The organism is Rahnella inusitata, assembly GCF_018288855.1.
Classification (GTDB): domain Bacteria; phylum Pseudomonadota; class Gammaproteobacteria; order Enterobacterales; family Enterobacteriaceae; genus Rahnella; species Rahnella inusitata.
The window spans coordinates 2253068-2269391 of the sequence record NZ_CP065024.1; the positions used below are offsets into that span (position 1 = coordinate 2253068).

Annotated in this window: 15 protein-coding genes; 5 read left to right on the forward strand and 10 right to left on the reverse strand. The window is 52.6% G+C overall.

Annotated features, from left to right (window positions below; all coding sequences use genetic code 11):
- Positions 1–192: 192 nt before the first annotated feature.
- Positions 193–462, reverse strand: coding sequence for a hypothetical protein (locus tag I2123_RS10590; RefSeq protein ID WP_112168502.1), 270 nt, complete (start codon positions 460–462; stop codon positions 193–195).
- A 170-nt stretch (positions 463–632) separates the two neighbouring features.
- Here I2123_RS10590 and I2123_RS10595 point away from each other — a divergent pair, with 170 nt between their 5' ends.
- Both I2123_RS10595 and I2123_RS10600 read left to right on the forward strand, forming a co-directional pair.
- The gene (locus I2123_RS10595; RefSeq protein ID WP_112168503.1) at positions 633–1664 is read left to right on the forward strand and encodes an AraC family transcriptional regulator; all 1032 of its coding nucleotides are present in this window, start codon (positions 633–635) and stop codon (positions 1662–1664) included.
- A 165-nt stretch (positions 1665–1829) separates the two neighbouring features.
- Positions 1830–3725 (forward strand): diguanylate cyclase domain-containing protein, encoded by a 1896-nt coding sequence (locus I2123_RS10600; protein ID WP_112168504.1) that lies wholly within the window; start codon positions 1830–1832, stop codon positions 3723–3725.
- A gap of 16 nt (positions 3726–3741) precedes the next feature.
- Here the strand turns inward: I2123_RS10600 and I2123_RS10605 are convergent, their stop codons facing one another.
- From I2123_RS10605 to pspF, 9 genes are all read right to left on the reverse strand, one after another.
- Positions 3742–4296: a serine acetyltransferase gene (locus I2123_RS10605; protein ID WP_213052394.1), complete on the reverse strand. Its 555-nt coding sequence runs from the start codon at positions 4294–4296 to the stop codon at positions 3742–3744.
- 131 nt (positions 4297–4427) lie between these two features.
- Positions 4428–5939: a dipeptide/tripeptide permease DtpA gene (gene dtpA / locus I2123_RS10610; protein WP_213052395.1), complete on the reverse strand. Its 1512-nt coding sequence runs from the start codon at positions 5937–5939 to the stop codon at positions 4428–4430.
- A 586-nt stretch (positions 5940–6525) separates the two neighbouring features.
- Positions 6526–7728 carry a CMD domain-containing protein gene (locus I2123_RS10615; RefSeq protein ID WP_213052396.1) on the reverse strand — a complete coding sequence of 401 codons (1203 nt, stop codon included), beginning with the start codon at positions 7726–7728 and terminating at the stop codon, positions 6526–6528.
- Between the two features lie 237 nt (positions 7729–7965).
- Positions 7966–8781 (reverse strand): putrescine export ABC transporter ATP-binding protein SapF, encoded by an 816-nt coding sequence (gene sapF, locus I2123_RS10620; RefSeq protein ID WP_213052397.1) that lies wholly within the window; start codon positions 8779–8781, stop codon positions 7966–7968.
- Entirely contained in the window at positions 8781–9773 is a 993-nt protein-coding gene (gene sapD / locus I2123_RS10625; RefSeq protein WP_112168509.1) for a putrescine export ABC transporter ATP-binding protein SapD, read from the reverse strand. The genes sapF and sapD overlap by 1 nt, the downstream gene beginning before the upstream one ends.
- Complete coding sequence (gene sapC, locus I2123_RS10630) at positions 9773–10663, reverse strand: putrescine export ABC transporter permease SapC (RefSeq protein WP_112168510.1); 891 nt, start codon at positions 10661–10663, stop codon at positions 9773–9775. The genes sapD and sapC overlap by 1 nt, the downstream gene beginning before the upstream one ends.
- Positions 10650–11615 (reverse strand): putrescine export ABC transporter permease SapB, encoded by a 966-nt coding sequence (gene sapB, locus I2123_RS10635; protein WP_112168511.1) that lies wholly within the window; start codon positions 11613–11615, stop codon positions 10650–10652. The genes sapC and sapB overlap by 14 nt, the downstream gene beginning before the upstream one ends.
- Positions 11612–13276 (reverse strand): ABC transporter substrate-binding protein SapA, encoded by a 1665-nt coding sequence (gene sapA, locus I2123_RS10640; RefSeq protein WP_112168563.1) that lies wholly within the window; start codon positions 13274–13276, stop codon positions 11612–11614. The genes sapB and sapA overlap by 4 nt, the downstream gene beginning before the upstream one ends.
- Positions 13277–13644: 368 nt before the next feature.
- Positions 13645–14649 (reverse strand): phage shock protein operon transcriptional activator, encoded by a 1005-nt coding sequence (gene pspF, locus I2123_RS10645; RefSeq protein ID WP_112168512.1) that lies wholly within the window; start codon positions 14647–14649, stop codon positions 13645–13647.
- 256 nt (positions 14650–14905) lie between these two features.
- Between pspF and pspA the strand changes: the two genes are divergently transcribed.
- The 3 genes from pspA to pspC all read left to right on the forward strand — a co-directional run bounded on the left by pspA (position 14906) and on the right by pspC (position 16260).
- Positions 14906–15577 carry a phage shock protein PspA gene (gene pspA, locus I2123_RS10650; RefSeq protein ID WP_112168513.1) on the forward strand — a complete coding sequence of 224 codons (672 nt, stop codon included), beginning with the start codon at positions 14906–14908 and terminating at the stop codon, positions 15575–15577.
- 96 nt (positions 15578–15673) lie between these two features.
- Positions 15674–15901, forward strand: a complete 228-nt coding sequence (gene pspB, locus I2123_RS10655; protein ID WP_056773709.1) for an envelope stress response membrane protein PspB — start codon at positions 15674–15676, stop codon at positions 15899–15901.
- Entirely contained in the window at positions 15901–16260 is a 360-nt protein-coding gene (pspC, locus tag I2123_RS10660) for an envelope stress response membrane protein PspC (RefSeq protein WP_112168514.1), read from the forward strand. The genes pspB and pspC overlap by 1 nt, the downstream gene beginning before the upstream one ends.
- Positions 16261–16324: the final 64 nt, after the last annotated feature.

The following is a 16324-nucleotide window of genomic DNA, read 5'->3' on the forward strand; positions in this document are numbered from 1 at the left end:
TAAAGTATTCAACATTTTATTCGGGTGAATAACGATCAATTAACCCCTGTGCGTTTTTTTCAGGACGATAACGTTATTTTCCCTGCCCGTCGTCGAAAAACTGACCGGTGAATATAACATTTCGGAATTTCTTTATGACGTCAGGAAGGTATTTGGTAAAGGTGTGAAAGTGCATGACTACGTCTGTTCAGACTAAAGATCTTTCTTAGTGCCGAACTTTTTATCCCACTCACGTCGGTATCCGCGTGATTGCTTACGGCCTTTCAGCCACAGAACGGTACAAACAATGCAAACCCCTGCGGAGAAGACGATGTTACGCATATCCTGATCGTAGAAAATCACCAGGACGCAGTCGAGCGCAGCCACGATGGCGAACCATTTGTGCATATGAGACTGACGACGGGTTTCGGCATTGATGCGTTTTAACTGACGTCCTTCATCCAGGACTTTTCGTTTTTCCATCGGCTTTTCCTGGTGAGTTGGGCGAGTCATCGGGGTGAGGGCTGAAAACGTGCTTGTTAAGAATAGCAAATTGGCTGTCTCATTTCCTTATCGTTATTTTCGTCTGGTGATTGATTTCCCAGCGGCGCGTAGAGTATCTTTTAGGAATTATCTTAATTCTCGGTGAGAAAATGAGCGACTCGTCTTCACGAAAGATTGTTGATGGTGCCAACATTTATCAGGATTTTGAAACCCGTTTTTATGAATGGGAAGACGGGATGTCGAGCGCCGGTTTTAAACTGGAGCTGCCAGACAAAAACCGTGAAGAGTTTGACTGGGGCGTCACCGGTTATAACTTTGGCCGCGTGATTGGTGGGGTGTTGACGGTCAGCGAGCATGACATTAACCGCCAGTACGGCAACCTGTTCTCGATGCCCGATCATATCGTGATTTTTATCGTCATTATCGGCGGAATGGACTGCCTGTGTTTTGGCGAGCGTTTTCAACTGTCACAGGGCGACATCCTGATCCAGGATATGTCGCAGCCGATACAAATCCACGTTTATCCGGGGGATGTAAAACCGCGTCTTGGTACCTATCAGTACATCATTATGCCCAAGCACAGCCTGAATTTTAATGTGGATATCGCCTCGCTGCACGGCAAGCGTCTTCCTGCGTCATCGCCGGTGAATATTATTTTACGCAATCACTTCGCGACCATGGTGCAGGTTTTTGATCAGATGACTGAGCAGGAAGTACTTAGCACCGGCGAAGGGGCCGCATCGGTCTTCCTGCAAACGTTGCATCTGGTCGCCGGTAAAAAAGTGGAGCATCCTTTCGAGCAAAGCGCACGGCTTGAACGCATCTGTCTGCACATTGAAAAGCATCTGAGCAAGCCGATCGGCATTGATGCACTGTGTAAACATTTTGCGATTTCCCGCTCAGGTTTATATCGTTTGTTCGAACCGCTTGGCGGTATTGCGCAGTTTATCCGCAGCCGCCGCGTGCTGCTGGCGAAGCGTCTGTTGCGCACATCGTCAATGTCTGATCAAAGCCTGGCCGCGATTGCCCGTCACTGCGGCTTAGAACTGAGCGTGCTGCGCCGGTATTTCCATGAGTTTTACGGAGCCACGCCGTCGGAGATGCGCGACCGATTCCGTCGCGACGCCGAGCAATCGGGGCATCCTGGCGCTACACATGTCAACTGGGTCAGTTCCCTTTAATGAATTGATTTTCCACTCATTGTTTAAAGATTGTTAATTAATTAGTTTTTTTATGATCTGTCACTATTCTGATTTTTGCCCGCAATGGGTGGAATGAGCGCCGTTTTTGCGGGTAAACACAGTAGACTTGCTGAGTTGTCCAACGGTAATCATTGAGAGTCCATCATGTTAGTCCCTCAGCAGGCAGTAGATGAACAGGCGCGTCTGACCATTCTGGCGTCTCTGGGCATACTGGATTCGCCCAGAATCGAGGAGATAGACCGCATCACCCGCATGGCTGCCCGGCAGTTTCAGGCTAAAGCGGTAGTGGTCTCACTGATTGACGCGGAGCGTCAGTGGTTTTTATCCCAGACCGGCCTGAATATTAATCAGTCGCCCCGTGATACGTCTTTTTGCGGCCACACCATTTTGGGCTCCGAACCGCTCATTGTCAGAGATGCCAGACTGGACCTGCGCTTTCACGATAATCCGCTGGTAGCGGGAGATCCGCATATTGTGTTTTATGCCGGTTGCGCGCTGTATTCCAAGGAAGGTGTGGCACTCGGATCCTTTTGTCTGCTCGACGACCAGCTGCGTGGATGGAGCGATGAAGACCAGCAGACATTGCTGGATATGACGGCGCTGGTGCAAAGTTACATCCTGCATCTGGAGAACCGTCAGTACACCGCCACCGTCGAAGACAATCTGGCCAAAAGTGAAGCCCTGTTTGAGCAAACCTTTGCACATGCGGCGGTGGGATTCTCGCTGGTGGCGCTCGACTGGCGCTGGCTGCGCATCAATCCGCAAGTCTGCAATATGCTGGGCTATGCCGAATATCAGTTGCGCGCCTGCCTGTTGCATGACGTCACCCATGCCGACGATGTGTACGCTGAAAACATTCTCATCCCCCGCTTGCTCTCTGGCGAAATCAACAGCTTCAGTGTCGAAAAACTTCTGCAACGCGCCAATGGCAGCACGCTCTGGGTCACACTCACCGCCTCGCTGGTGCGTAACGCCGCAGGCGAAGCGCACCACTACATTGTGGTCATCAGCGATATCACCGAGCGCAAGCACATCGAACAGGCGCTGTATTCGCTGCAGGGTGACCTTGAGCGAAGGGTCGCGGCGCGCACCATCGAATTGCAGGTGGCGATGGATCAGCTGCATCAGGAGATTGCCCAGCGTCTGACGCGCGAGCGGGAACTCACCGAAAGTAAAAATCGCCTGCGCGCAATCACCGATAATATTCCGGCTCTGATCTGCCATGTAGATGCCAGTGAGCAGTACACCTTTGTGAATCACTTCCATGCAAACTGGTACGGCGTTGAAGAGGAAAAAGTCCGCGGGCAGCAGGTGCGCGATGTGATGGGCTACGCGACTTATCAGGTCATTCAGCCCTTTATCCGTCAGGTTTTGCAGGGGCAGACTGTCAGCTACGAAATTGAATTGCCGGAAGACTCAGGGCACGGCACGGGCGGCGTTTTACACACAACGCTTATTCCCTGCGACGATGTACGTAACGGCTATTACGGACTCTCAACGGATATCACCGAGATAAAGAAACTTCAGGCGCAGCTGGAGTTCGAAGCAAACCATGATTCCCTGACCGGCCTGCCTAACCGCCGGGCGTTCCAACAATCTCTGATTTACGCTGCCAGACAACAAGAAAAGGCAGACAAAGATATCGCATTGCTGTTTTTGGATATTGATAATTTTAAAGCGTACAACGACACCTACGGGCACGAATTTGGCGATTTGGTTCTTAAATTCTTCGGGCATACCCTGCGCGACAATTTGCGTTCGCAGGATATCGTCGCACGTCTGGCGGGCGATGAATTCACCGTTTTATTGAGTCATCTGGGCAACACTGAAACTGACGTCAGCCGGATCTGTATTGATCTGATAGGCGCGCTCGGTTCGATAGAAAAAGTCGCCGGTATACCGGTGGCGCTGTCTGCGAGTATCGGCGTCGCCGTCGGGCGTGCGCGTCAGCCGCTCATGCCTGAAACCTTGATGGCCCGCGCAGATGCTGCAATGTACCGGGCTAAACAGGGAGGGAAGGGACGCTATTATCTGGGGTGAGTGCGATACTGAAATATCAGGTTTTGATGATGATTTTAGTGGTCTTCTCTGTATAGCAAACGGCGTTTTCCGGGATGCTTTTATTGATGTAAGACATCGCCCCGACCACGACATTTTTGCCGATAGTAATGTCGTTACCTATGATGCAGCAATTCGCGCCGATATCCACATTATCGCCAATCAACACGCTTGTGCCGCCGATATCCTCTTTGATACCGATCGTGGTGTTTTGCCTGATCCGGACATTTTTCCCTATAACGCAATAGGGGTTAATCACAATGCCCGTCAGGTGAGGCAGCCTGATCCCTTCGCCAATTTGCGCGCCCAGCATAATTTCGATGCTGTACTTTTTGATGAGTGAGAAATTGATCTTCCGTGCACGGCTTTTGCAAAAATGGCTGTCAGTGGAATAGAGGTAACTCGCAATTCTCCACCAAAAGATATACCGGTGATGAGGCTGTTTAATACACCTGACAATGATGCGTCGCCAGGAAAATGACTTTTTGTTTTTCAGTATATCAGCAGCCAGATAGCGGGTGAGTTGTTCGTATTTGCTGTAATTCTGGCTCATCAGAAAAGGTCCGGTTTGGTAAGTTTTAACTTACACAATCCTAACACAATGAAGACGTTTGCTAAATTCCTCCCAAAAAAAACGCCTCCCGGAGGAGGCGTTCGTCAACCATCATCAAAAGCGCTCTGCGATTATTTCGCGGAAGCCAGCTCAGGTTGTTTTTCGTCAGTGTCGCGATCCAACGTCATGCGGTGCAGTTTAGACGCGGTCACCAGCATCAGCACGGCAATCACAGCGGTCGCCATACCAATCTGCAGGAACACATGGCTGTAAATCGCCAGAGATGCGTGGGCATCTTCAATGTCCGCAGGAACAGCGGTCAGGTTCGCCACGTAGCCTGCGATAATCGCTGCCGCAGCAGTCGTCAGGAACCATGCGCCCATGATGAAGCCCATCAGACGTTGCGGAACCAGTTGTGCCACCATCGCCAGACCCAGACCCGAAATCATCAGCTCACCGATACTTTGTAACGCATAGCTCAGTACCAGCCAGTTAACGGAGACGATACCGTGTTCGTTAGCAAGGCTTGCACCCCACGGCAGCACCAGGAACGCACCGGAACACAACACCATACCGATCGCAAATTTGTGCGGCATTGGCATACGGTCACCGACTTTGGTGTAAACCGCGGCCAGCAACGGGCTGGCAACCATGATCCAGAACGGGTTCAGTGCCTGGAACTGCTCTGGCTGGAAGCTGATACCCAGCAGATCGTGACCCACGTTATGGATCGCGAAGAAGTTCAGGGAAGTTGGCATTTGGCTGTACAGCACGAAGAATACAACGGCTTCCATCATCAGCAGGAAGGCCACAATCATCTTACGACGTGCAATGCCTTTCATCGCGAAAGTTTCTTTCGCAAAAACAATGATGATCCCGATAGAAACGACTGCCAGAACCATACGTGCGATGGTTTGGTTATGCAGCAACCAGCTGGAAATGAACACCAGTGCCACAACGCCGACCAGTACCATCAGCAGCTTTTGGAATTGCAACGGTTCGAAGTCAGGTTTTGAACCCTGACGTTTTACCCATTTGCGGCAGAACATGAAGTTCACGATAGTGATCAGCATACCGACGACGCTCAGGGAGAACGCGACGCTCCAGCCGTACTTCGCAGCTAACCAAGGGGTGGCAAGCATGGAGAAGAATGAGCCGATGTTGACCGACATATAATACATGGTGAATGCGCCATCAAGACGCGGGTCATCTTTTTCATAGCAGGTAGAAAGCAATGAGGATGGATTTGCTTTAAACAGGCCGCTGCCGACGGCGATGGTCGCCATACCCAGATAAACCCAGAAGACTTCGTGGTTGGAATACGCAACGAAGGAATAACCTAATGCCAGCACAATCGCGCCCAGCACGATGACGCGTTTGGAACCCAGCACTTTATCACCCAACCAGCCACCGATAGCCACGAAGCCGTAGACCAGCGCACTGAAGGATGAGAACAGGGTGATCGATTCCGCTTCACTCAGGCCAAGTTGCTTGACCAGGTAAACCGCCATGATCCCTTGCAGGCCGTAATAACCAAAACGTTCCCAAAGTTCGATGGAGAAAATCAGGTAAAACGCTTTTGGCTGTTTGAAGGCGTTCAGACTCACGCTTTCGTTGTTAGGTGTTTTGTTTGCAGTTGACACTCGTACCTCTGTTTATTCCTTCCGGCCGTATGGCGGAAACGCATAAGTGGCGCGAATTAAGCACCCTTTGCATTGTTATAAGATGGGATGACGGCAGGTAATGTTCACTATCTTCGTAAATGAGGCAAGGAGTTTGACATATTCGGTTACATATAACTTTTCCGTACTGATTAAACTGTGTTCGAAATGTTATGCAGAATTAACGTTTATGTTTTTGAAATAGACAATGCGAATATGTTGTATGAATAATCATCTCTAAATGCATATATCTTTTGTTTTTTCATAGCGTTTAAAGGTGGCTTCATTCACTCGTTAAAATTGAATATGCAGTGAATAAATCTGCTTGTGCGTGCATATGCGTTACTTTATCCATGAGAGGCGGGGCAAAAAAGGGAAGTGGAAAACGATAAACAGGGTAATGTGATCTGCTTCTCGTTTTAACACTAAATTTTCGATTGAAAATAAGATTAGTACGACTTAGAGCGGTTAAACGGCGGGGTCATTTACAATTGGAGTCTCAGGCAGGGGGAAATCCTGCCGGAGTTGAAGAATAAAGCATCAGTGGGAAAGTCTGGAAATTAGCCGATCATTGACTCACTGTATCGCCCAGCGTTTGGATCAGACGATTTGACCAGCTGAACAACGCGGCCGTCAGCAAAATATCCAGAGATTGCGTGGCAGTGTAGCCCGCGTCAGAAAGCCCGTGCAGCAGTCGCGCATCAAAACGCTCGGGAGTCCGGGTCAGGGCAATCACGCTTTCCAGTAAGGCCGCTTCTGCGCTGCCAGCCTGTTTCTGCGAAACCGCATCCACCACGTCGTCACGATAAGTCGCTTCAAACAGCTGTTCGATCAATTCCGCACGGCCTTCAGCTTCCAGATACAACCGGCCGTGGATCCCCGCGCAGTACAAACAACCATTAAGCTCTGAAGTGGCTACCGCCGCGAGTTCACGCCACGCGGCTTTAGGGCGCTCGCCCGCCTGCATAATGTTGTTAAACACGGCGGAAAATTCGCTCAGTGCATCGGCGTTGTGTACCAGTAAGGTGTAGAAAGAAGAGGAGCGGGCGTCCGGTGCAATCAAATCCAGCACATCCTGCTGATGCTGACTGGCACTTTCGGGAGCGACTTCCGGCAGCCGCGAGGACCATTGCAACATCGCCAGAGAATACCCTTTCTGCTCGCAACCTTCCGGAGAAGGGAAGCCCGGCAATACCGCTGCCGCCCGGCCACGGAGTCCGTTCAAAATGGCCAGTACGCGCGCCTGATAACTCACAAAACCGATCAGCTGGGTAAAGGTCACAATGTCCTGTGTGCTCAGGCCAACGTCATTGAGCTGGCTCAGCATAGGCGGGGTAATTAAGGTCGGCTGGGTGGCGAGTAATCTGGCGAACTGAGTGATATGGGTCTGGCGGATGTTACTTTCACGGGAGGCGTCAGGGCTGGAGAGCGGGGCGAGGCGTGCGGCGTAATGGCTACAAAGTGGCTGTACGCCGCTCACCTGCGCGACGGTCAGCGCGCTGCTCAGCCGGTCATATAAAGATAGCGTCTCGGTGCGGGAAACCTTCAGGCTGTCGGGAAAAAGCACGTCGTAACAGGCGCGGGAGGCATTCAGTAATCCCTGCCGCTCATGAATCAGCGAGCGCAGCGTCGGGTCGAGTTGTGCATCTTGCCCGAGCAGAAAGCGATCCTGTGCCAACGCAGCGTGCGGATCAAGCGGCAGATGACCCTGCTGGCTGGATTGAGTTTCGTGATACCAGCCGCTGTGCGCGGCCTTGCGTTGTTGTTCCATGATCGGGTCCTTTGCTTCAGGCCTGATACCTCAGGCAAATTTACAGACCCTATCGTTGCTTATCCTCGTGTCGAGATAAAATAATGTTAAGCGATAAATCATAGCGAAATGGAATAGAAAGCCGCAGAAATAACAGTCGAATCTATTAATGGCGACAATTTGTACTGTGATTGTCAAAAAAAAGCGGCATCAGTTGCCTGATACCGCTTTATTCAGAAACCTGCTAATCGCCTGTTCTCAGCGACCGTTACCATCGCGACGCCAGGCATCGGCGGTAAGGGCTTCACCAAAGTGACTGGAGATCAGTCGTTTGGTGAGGTCATGCAGCGGCGCAGCCAGCACTTCAGCAGTATTACCGCGTTCAACCACTTCACCTTCATGCATTACCAGCACCTGATCGCTGATGTGTTTCATCATGCCAAGGTGTTGCGTCACATAGATGTACGAAATTCCCTGCTTTTCCTGCAACTCGAGCATCATGTTTATGACCTGTGAACGCATCGACATATCCAGCGACGCCAGCGCTTCATCGGCAACGATCACTTTCGGTTGCAGGATCAGCGCGCGGGCGAGGGCGACGCTCTGCTTTTGACCGGAGGCGAGCATATGGGGATAGTAGTTGGCGTGGTCGGGCAACATGCCCACCAGCCGTAACGTCTGGTTAATGCGCTGCTCACGCTGCTGTGCATCCATTTCACTGTTCAGACGCAGCGGGGCTTCCAGCAACTGGCCGATTCGCTGACGCGGATTGAGCGAGGTGCTTGGATCCTGAAAAATCATGCGGATTTGCTGGCTGCGAAAGCGATAGTCGCGAAACGCCAGCGGATGACCGTCAATCAGGATTTCACCGCCGCTGGGCTCTACCATGCCTGACAGCATTTTCGCCAGCGTGGATTTCCCTGAACCATTTTCACCGATGATCGCCAGCGTCTGTTTTTCCCGCAGCGTGAAGCTGACGGGTTTAACCGCTTCAAGATTCATTTTGCGAAACAGCCCGGTGCGATAACGGAACGTTTTGCTCAGGTTACGAACTTCGAGCAAGGTCTCGGCCATTATTGCTCCTCCATATTCAGCGGGAAGTGACAGGCATAAGCATGGGTTTTTGCCAGACGCAGGCGCGGTGTCTCAATACATTTTTTCTGAGCGTAAGGGCAGCGTGGCCCCAGACGGCAGCCAATCGGCAAATGTTCCAGCGAAGGGATCGCGCCTGGCAGCGTGTTCAGCCGGCTTTTGTGCGGCAGCGAACGGCCAAAATCAGGCATCGCGCGGATTAATGCCTGCGTGTAAGGGTGGTGTGGCGCCGCCAGCAGATCTTCGCAGGTCGCGCTTTCCACCGTTTGCCCGCAGTACAGCACGTTAATACGGTTGGCCCATTTGCTCATCATTTGCAGGTCGTGGCTGATCAATAAAATCGTGGTGTTATTGTTCTGATTCAGACGCGCGAGCAGGCGGAAAATCTGCGCCTGCGTGGTCGGTTCCATCGCGTTGGTTGGCTCATCGGCAATCAGCAGGCGCGGCTGATTGGCCAGCGCGATAGCGATCATCACTTTCTGGCATTCGCCTTCGGTGAGTTCATAGGGATAACTGGCCATGATGTCTTTGTGATCTTTAATGCCAACGCGGTGCAGCAGCTCGATGGCACGGTATTTGCGCCAGCGGAAACGCTGATACCAGCGGCCTTTATAGGTCCAGCCGGGGATCGCCTGACTCAGCTGCCGCCCGATGTTTTCGGAAGGATCCAGACAGGACTGAGGTTCCTGAAAAATCATCGATACATTCTGGCCGACCAGCTTGCGGCGTTCGCGCGGGGTCAGTTGCAACAAATCGATATCGTCAAAACGCATCCGGTCAGCGGTGACGCGCCAGTTATCTTTGGTCACGCCGCAGATGGCCTTGGCGATCAGGCTTTTTCCCGAACCGGATTCCCCCACCAGCCCGCGAATTTCACCGGCGTTGAGCGTCATGCTGACGCGATCGACCGCTTTAACCGGGCCTTCGGAGGTCATAAATTCGATGGTCAGATTGCGGATATCAAGTAACGGCATTATTCCACCCCCGCATTGATCGCCCGACGCACACCGTCACCCAGCAGGTTGATCAGCAATACGCTGATAAGGATCGCAGCACCCGGCAGCATCACCGTCCACGGCGCGACATACACCAGCTCCAGCGAGTCTCCGAGCATCGCGCCCCATTCCGGCGACGGCAGTTGCGCACCCAAATCGAGAAAACCGAGGGCAGCAATATCCAGAATGGCCATCGACAGCGCGCGGGTAAACTCTGTTGCCAGCACCGCGACAATATTGGGTAAAACCGCGTAACGCAGGATTTGCCAGGTGGAGGCACCGTCCAGACGCACGGCGACCACATATTCTTTTTCCAGCTCGTCGTGCACTGCGCTGTAGATGGTGCGTGAAATGCGTGGCAACAGCGCCAGCCAGACGGCCAGCATCGCGTGCTCCAGTTTCGGGCCAAGAAAAGCCACCACCACAATGGCCAGCAGCAGGGAAGGGATCGATAACAGCGTGTCGAGCACATGATTGAGAATGGCCGATTTTAGCCCGCGCGAAATCCCGGCAAGCACGCCGATAATTACACCGCACAGCGACGCCGCAAGCGTAATCACCAGCGCACCGCCAATGGTCGGCGCCGCGCCGGTCAGGATCCGGCTCAGCAGGTCACGGCCCAGATCGTCAGTGCCCAGAAAGAAGCCGACATTCCCGTAGCGCGACCACGAAGGCGGTAACAGCTGATACCCTAAAAATTGCTGATCCAGCGCATAGGGCGCCAGCAAATGGCCGAAAACACACAGGAACAGCAATCCGATGACGCCGTAGAAACCGATCATCGACAGCGTGTCGCGATAGAAAATCCCCCACGTATGGCGCAGCGGGCTCGGTACCTGTTTTTCGCGGTATACGTTATCGAAGGGCATACCATTCCTTATGTTTCAATGGATTCATCAGTGCGCCTAAAATGTCTGAGAACACGTTAACCACAATCACCAGCGAACCCACCACCATCACGCCTGCGGAAATCGCGGCGTAATCCTGCTGGCGGATGGCGTTAATCAGCCAGCGCCCGATACCCGGCCAGTTGAAGACGACTTCAGTAATCATCGCCAGTGTCAGCATGGTGGAAAATTGCAGGCCGAGTTTCGGAATGATCGGCGGTAGCGCGTTGTGCAGCACGTGGCGGCGGATAATAGTGAAGCGGGATAAACCACGCGTCGCAGCAGCTTTTACATAGTTCTTCGCCAGAATTTCGTCGGTTGAAATTCGCATCAGGCGGATCACCTCGGTGGTCGGTGCAACCGCCAGCGCGGCAATCGGTAAAATCATATGGCGGACGGCGCTGACAATCATCTCATGGCGATAGGGCGAATCTGACAGCCAGGCATCAATCAGTGTCAGGCCGGTGACGGTTTTCAGCTGATAGAGCAAGTCCAGCCGCCCGGACACCGGCAGCCAGCCGAGCTGGAGTGAGAAGAAAAGCATCAGCAACACCGCCAGCCAGAATACCGGAATGGAAAACCCGAGCAGCGCGAGACTACTGATTGCCACGTCCGGCCACTTTCCGCGCATAACACCCGCCAGAATACCCAGCGGGATACCGACGATTAACGCCAGCGCAAACGCCAGAATGCAAAGTTCCATGGTCGCCGGGAATACGGATTGGAGCTGGTAGGTAATGCTTTCGCCGTTAATACTGGAAACGCCAAAATCCAGCTGGAATAAGCTGGTGAAATAGAAATGGTAGGCATCCCAAAGAGACGCACCGCGCAGTGGAGCGTTTGGCGTGAAATAGCTCAGGCTAAATGCCACCAGACTGAGGAAAAACAGCGTCACCAGCAGTAAAAGGATTCGACGTAACGTGAAGATGATCATGGTGCCTTCCTTCCTTCATCATCGCGAAACACACCGGCAAACGAGGAATTGCCAAACGGGCTCAACACCAGACCTTTTATATCGTAACGATAAGCCTGAAGGCGCAGAGAGGAGGCCAGAGGCAGAACCGGTAACTGCTGCTCAAGAATTTTTTGCGCCTGCTGATAAAACTCAATGCGCTGAGAAAGCTGCTGGGAAAGTAAGCCCTGGCGCAGCAGTTCATCAAATTTCGGGTCACACCAGTGAGCATAGTTGGTCTGTGAATGGATCGCCGCACAACTGAGCATCGGACGGAAGAAACTGTCAGGGTCGTTACTGTCCGTTGACCACCCGGTCAGCGTCAGGTCGTGGTTCATCTCCATCAGCCTGGCCTCCTGAAAACGGCCTTCGACAGGCACGATCACCACTTTTATGCCGACCTGCGCGAGGTCAGCCTGCAACAGTTCTGCGGTTTTCAGCGGGCTTGGGTTAAACGACTGAGAAGCCGTGGGCACCCACAAATGCAGCGTCAGCTTTTCCTGACCTAAATCTTTCAGGATTTGCTGTGCTTTCTTCGGATTGTATTCTGTGACCTGCGCATTGCTGTCGTATGCCCAGGAGGCGCGCGGCAAAATAGATGCGGCAGTTTCTGCGGTGCCGTAATAAATCGACTGCATCAGGCGCTGGTTATTAATAGAAAGCGCCACCGCCTGACGAACTCGCGGATCGTTTAGCGGCGCTTTGTTGGTATTAAACGCCAGATACGCCACGTTCATGCCAGGGCGCAGCGAGAGGCGTAAACGAGGGTCTTCACGCAAAATCGACAACTGACTGGCGGCGGGATAGGCCAGCACGTCACATTCGCCGGTCAGAAGTTTGGATAACCGCCCTGTACCGCCGACGCCCATGTCGATCACCACCTGCGCCATGCGCGGTGTGCCTTTCCAGTAACTGCCGTTGCGCGTCAGTCGCACGTATTGGCCGGTGCGATACTCGCCGAGCTGGAACGGGCCAGTGCCAACGGGCTGACGGTCAATTTCTTCTTCATTACCGGCTTTTTGCAGATTGGCCGCATATTCGGCTGAAAGCACGGGTGCGTAGTGCGTCGCTAAATGCCAGAGGAAAGAGGCGTCAGGATTATTGAGGCGAAACTCCACCGTCGAATCGTCCAGCTTCTTAATGCTCTTAATGGCTTTTGCAAACTGCAAACTGTCGAAATACGGATACTCTTCGCCGTTGACGGCGTGGTAGTGATTATTCGGATCGATAATGCGCTGGAAGCTGAACACCACGTCGTCAGCATTCATTTTACGCGTCGGCGAGAACCCGCCAGTTTTCTGGAAAGGTACGTCTTTGCGCAAATGGAAACGGTAGGTGGCGCCGTCGTCAAGGACTTCCCAGCTTTGGGCCAGTTCCGGGATCAGACGATAGGTATAGGGATCAACGTCCAGCAGGCGGTCGTACAACTGCGCCGCGAGGGTATCAATGATCAGTCCGCTGCTGGCTTTCTGCGGATTAAAGGTATTGATCATTCCGTTGACGCAATAGACAAAGCCACTCTGGCGAATATCTTTATTCGGTGCACTGACGACCGGCGGGCTGGCGTGTGTTGGGGCAGTCTCAGCAAACACTGCTGTGGACAAGCCGCTCAGTAAAAGCATCCACAAAGTTAAACGACGCATAAAGGCTTCAAAGTTAAGGTGCAATGCCGTAAGTGTACCGTACTCTGCGAGGTACCCCAATCCATTGCGCGAAACACCGCGTATTCCTGCGGCACATTGCGCAAAAATTGCCCTGTAGTTTGGCGAAAGGGGAAAAAGAGGAGCCCTTAACGATCTCAGGGTTGTTCAAAGAGTAGTCTTATTGTTGATGTGGTAATGAGAAATATTCTCAACAAAGTGCTTTACAGACGATACTGAGAACCATTATCATCCTTTTCACCGAACGAGAGGTGTCCCGCCAGGGGCGTTAATCGCGAGGTACGACATTGCTCACATTGCTTCCAGAATTACTTAGCCAGCTCGGGTGCTGGCTTTTTTTTGCCTGAAATTTAGTCATCTTCCTGTGCATTAACCTGTATCCCATGTTTCTTCAACATTCCGCGTAACTGATGGTAAGTCACGTTCAGTAATCCGGCCGCCTTGCGCTGATTGAAACGCGCCTGCCGCAGCGCCTGTTCGATCAGATTTTTTTCCTGACCGGTCACCCATTGTTTTAAATCCAGCGGCAGCGTGGGCAGAGACGGATTATCTTCTGTCTCTGCCTGTTGCTCAGGTTCAGTCCGGCGCGCAAACGGGTTGAGGATAATATTGTCGAGCGGAAATTCGCTGGTGCCGTGACGGTACATCGAGCGTTCAACGACGTTTTTCAGCTCGCGGATATTTCCTGGCCAGCGGTAGGTCATCAGCGTGTCACGAGCGCCATCGGTAAAGCCGGGAAATAAAGGCAACGAGAGCTCACGGCACATCTGAATAGCGAAGTGTTCGGCCAGCAACATGATGTCCTGCTGGCGTTCCCTCAGCGGCGGCAACTGCACTACATCAAAGGCCAGACGGTCGAGCAGATCAGCGCGGAATTTTCCCGCCTCCGCCAGCGCCGGTAAATCATCATTGGTCGCGCAGACCAACCGCACGTCGACCTGCAACGGCTGGCTGCCACCGACGCGCTCCAGATGTCCGTACTCAATCACCCGCAGCAGCTTTTCCTGCACCAGCATTGGCGCCGTCGCCAGCTCATCAAGGAATAGCGTGCCGCCGTCGGCGCGCTCAAAACGCCCGAGATGGCGTTTCTGCGCACCGGTAAACGCACCGGCTTCGTGGCCGAAGAGTTCGGAATCCAGCAGATTTTCATTCAGTGCCGCACAGTTAAGTGAGATGAACGGCCCCTGCCAGCGCGGTGACAGATAATGCAGACGATGCGCAATCAGCTCTTTGCCGCTGCCGCGCTCGCCGGTCACCAGCACCGGCTTATTCAGTTTCGCCAGCTGCGAAACCTGTTCCAGCACCTCAATAAAGGCGTTGGCTTCGCCGAGTAAATTGTCTGTATTATCAGTCATCAGGCTTTCCTTGTGTGGTGAATTACACTAACACTTGGTGAAAATAGTCATCTCGAAAAATAAGCATAGCAGAGTCGAAAATAAAAAATTCAATTTATTCATGAAGATAACGATTTAAAAAAGTTGGCACGGATCCTGATATAGGTTTACTGCGGCAAGTCATCAGTGACGGCTGCTTTAACCGGTAACAGATTGGCCGGATCCCTTAAAACCGGCTGAGGCCGGATGCCAACAGAATCAAAGAGGAATTTCGATTATGGGTATTTTTTCTCGCTTCGCTGACATCATTAACGCCAACATCAACACGCTGTTGGATAAAGCAGAAGATCCACAAAAACTGGTTCGTCTGATGATTCAGGAAATGGAAGACACGCTGGTGGAACTGCGTTCAACTTCTGCCCGTGCGCTGGCAGAAAAGAAACAGTTGATCCGCCGCATCGATCAGGGCGAGTCTCAGCAGAACGAATGGCAGGACAAAGCCGAACTGGCGCTGCGTAAAGATAAAGACGATCTGGCGCGTGCGGCGCTTATCGAAAAGCAAAAACTGTCCGATCTGGTTGCTGTGTTGAAAAATGAAGTGACCGTGGTGGAAGAAACGCTGGATCGCATGAAATCGGAAATCGGCGAGTTGGAAAGCAAACTGACCGAAACTCGTGCCCGTCAGCAGGCGCTGACCTTGCGTCATCAGGCCGCGTCTTCTTCACGTGACGTTCGCCGCCAGCTCGACAGCGGGAAGATTGATGAAGCGATGGCGCGTTTCGAGCAATTTGAACGTCGTATCGATCACATGGAAGCGGAAGCGGAAACCGTGGGTATCGGCAAAAAGAAATCGCTGGATCAGCAGTTCGCCGATCTTAAGGCCGATGATGAAATCAGCGCGCAAATTGCAGCCCTGAAAGCGAAAATGAACGTGAGCAAAGACGCGTAATCCCCCACGATGATCGTCGATGAACCTGCCTGCGGGCAGGTTCACATTGCAGGACAACGCCTTCACTGGCACTAAAAAGACTCATAAGGAGAGACAATGAGCTTCCTGTTTTTAGCCATTCCGCTGACCATTTTCGTTTTATTCGTGGCGCCTGTCTGGTTGTGGCTTCACTACAGCAATCGCCAGCAAAATGGCACTCAGCTTAGTCAGCATGAGATGCAAAATCTCTCCAGCCTGACGCAAGATGCGCAGCGTATGCGCGAACGTATTCAGGCGCTGGAAGAAATTCTGGATTCCGAACATCCGGGCTGGAGGCAATCATAATGGCGAGCCGAATGTCTGAACGAAAACTCTACCGCGTGCCGGAAGAGGGCGTGGTCAAAGGCGTACTGGCCGGGCTGGCGCACTATCTGGGTGTTCCGGTAAAACTGTTGCGGATCATGGCGGTGCTGTCGATTTTCTTCGGCCTGTTTATGTTCACCGTGGTGGCGTACATCATTCTTAGCTACGTGCTGGATCCGGTGCCCGCCAGCGAATATGAAGGCGAAACCGCGCCTTCGCCACGTAACCTGCTGGAAGAAGCCGACCGCGAGCTGAAAGCCAGTGAACAGCGGTTACGACAAGTAGAACGTTATGTCACCTCGGAAACCTTTGGCGTACGCAGCCGTTTCCGTCAGCTCTAAAAATGCTTCTGGCCGCCGGACGTCGCGCCGGTTGCCAATTTCCTTTTCACGTCCCCGCTTAAGG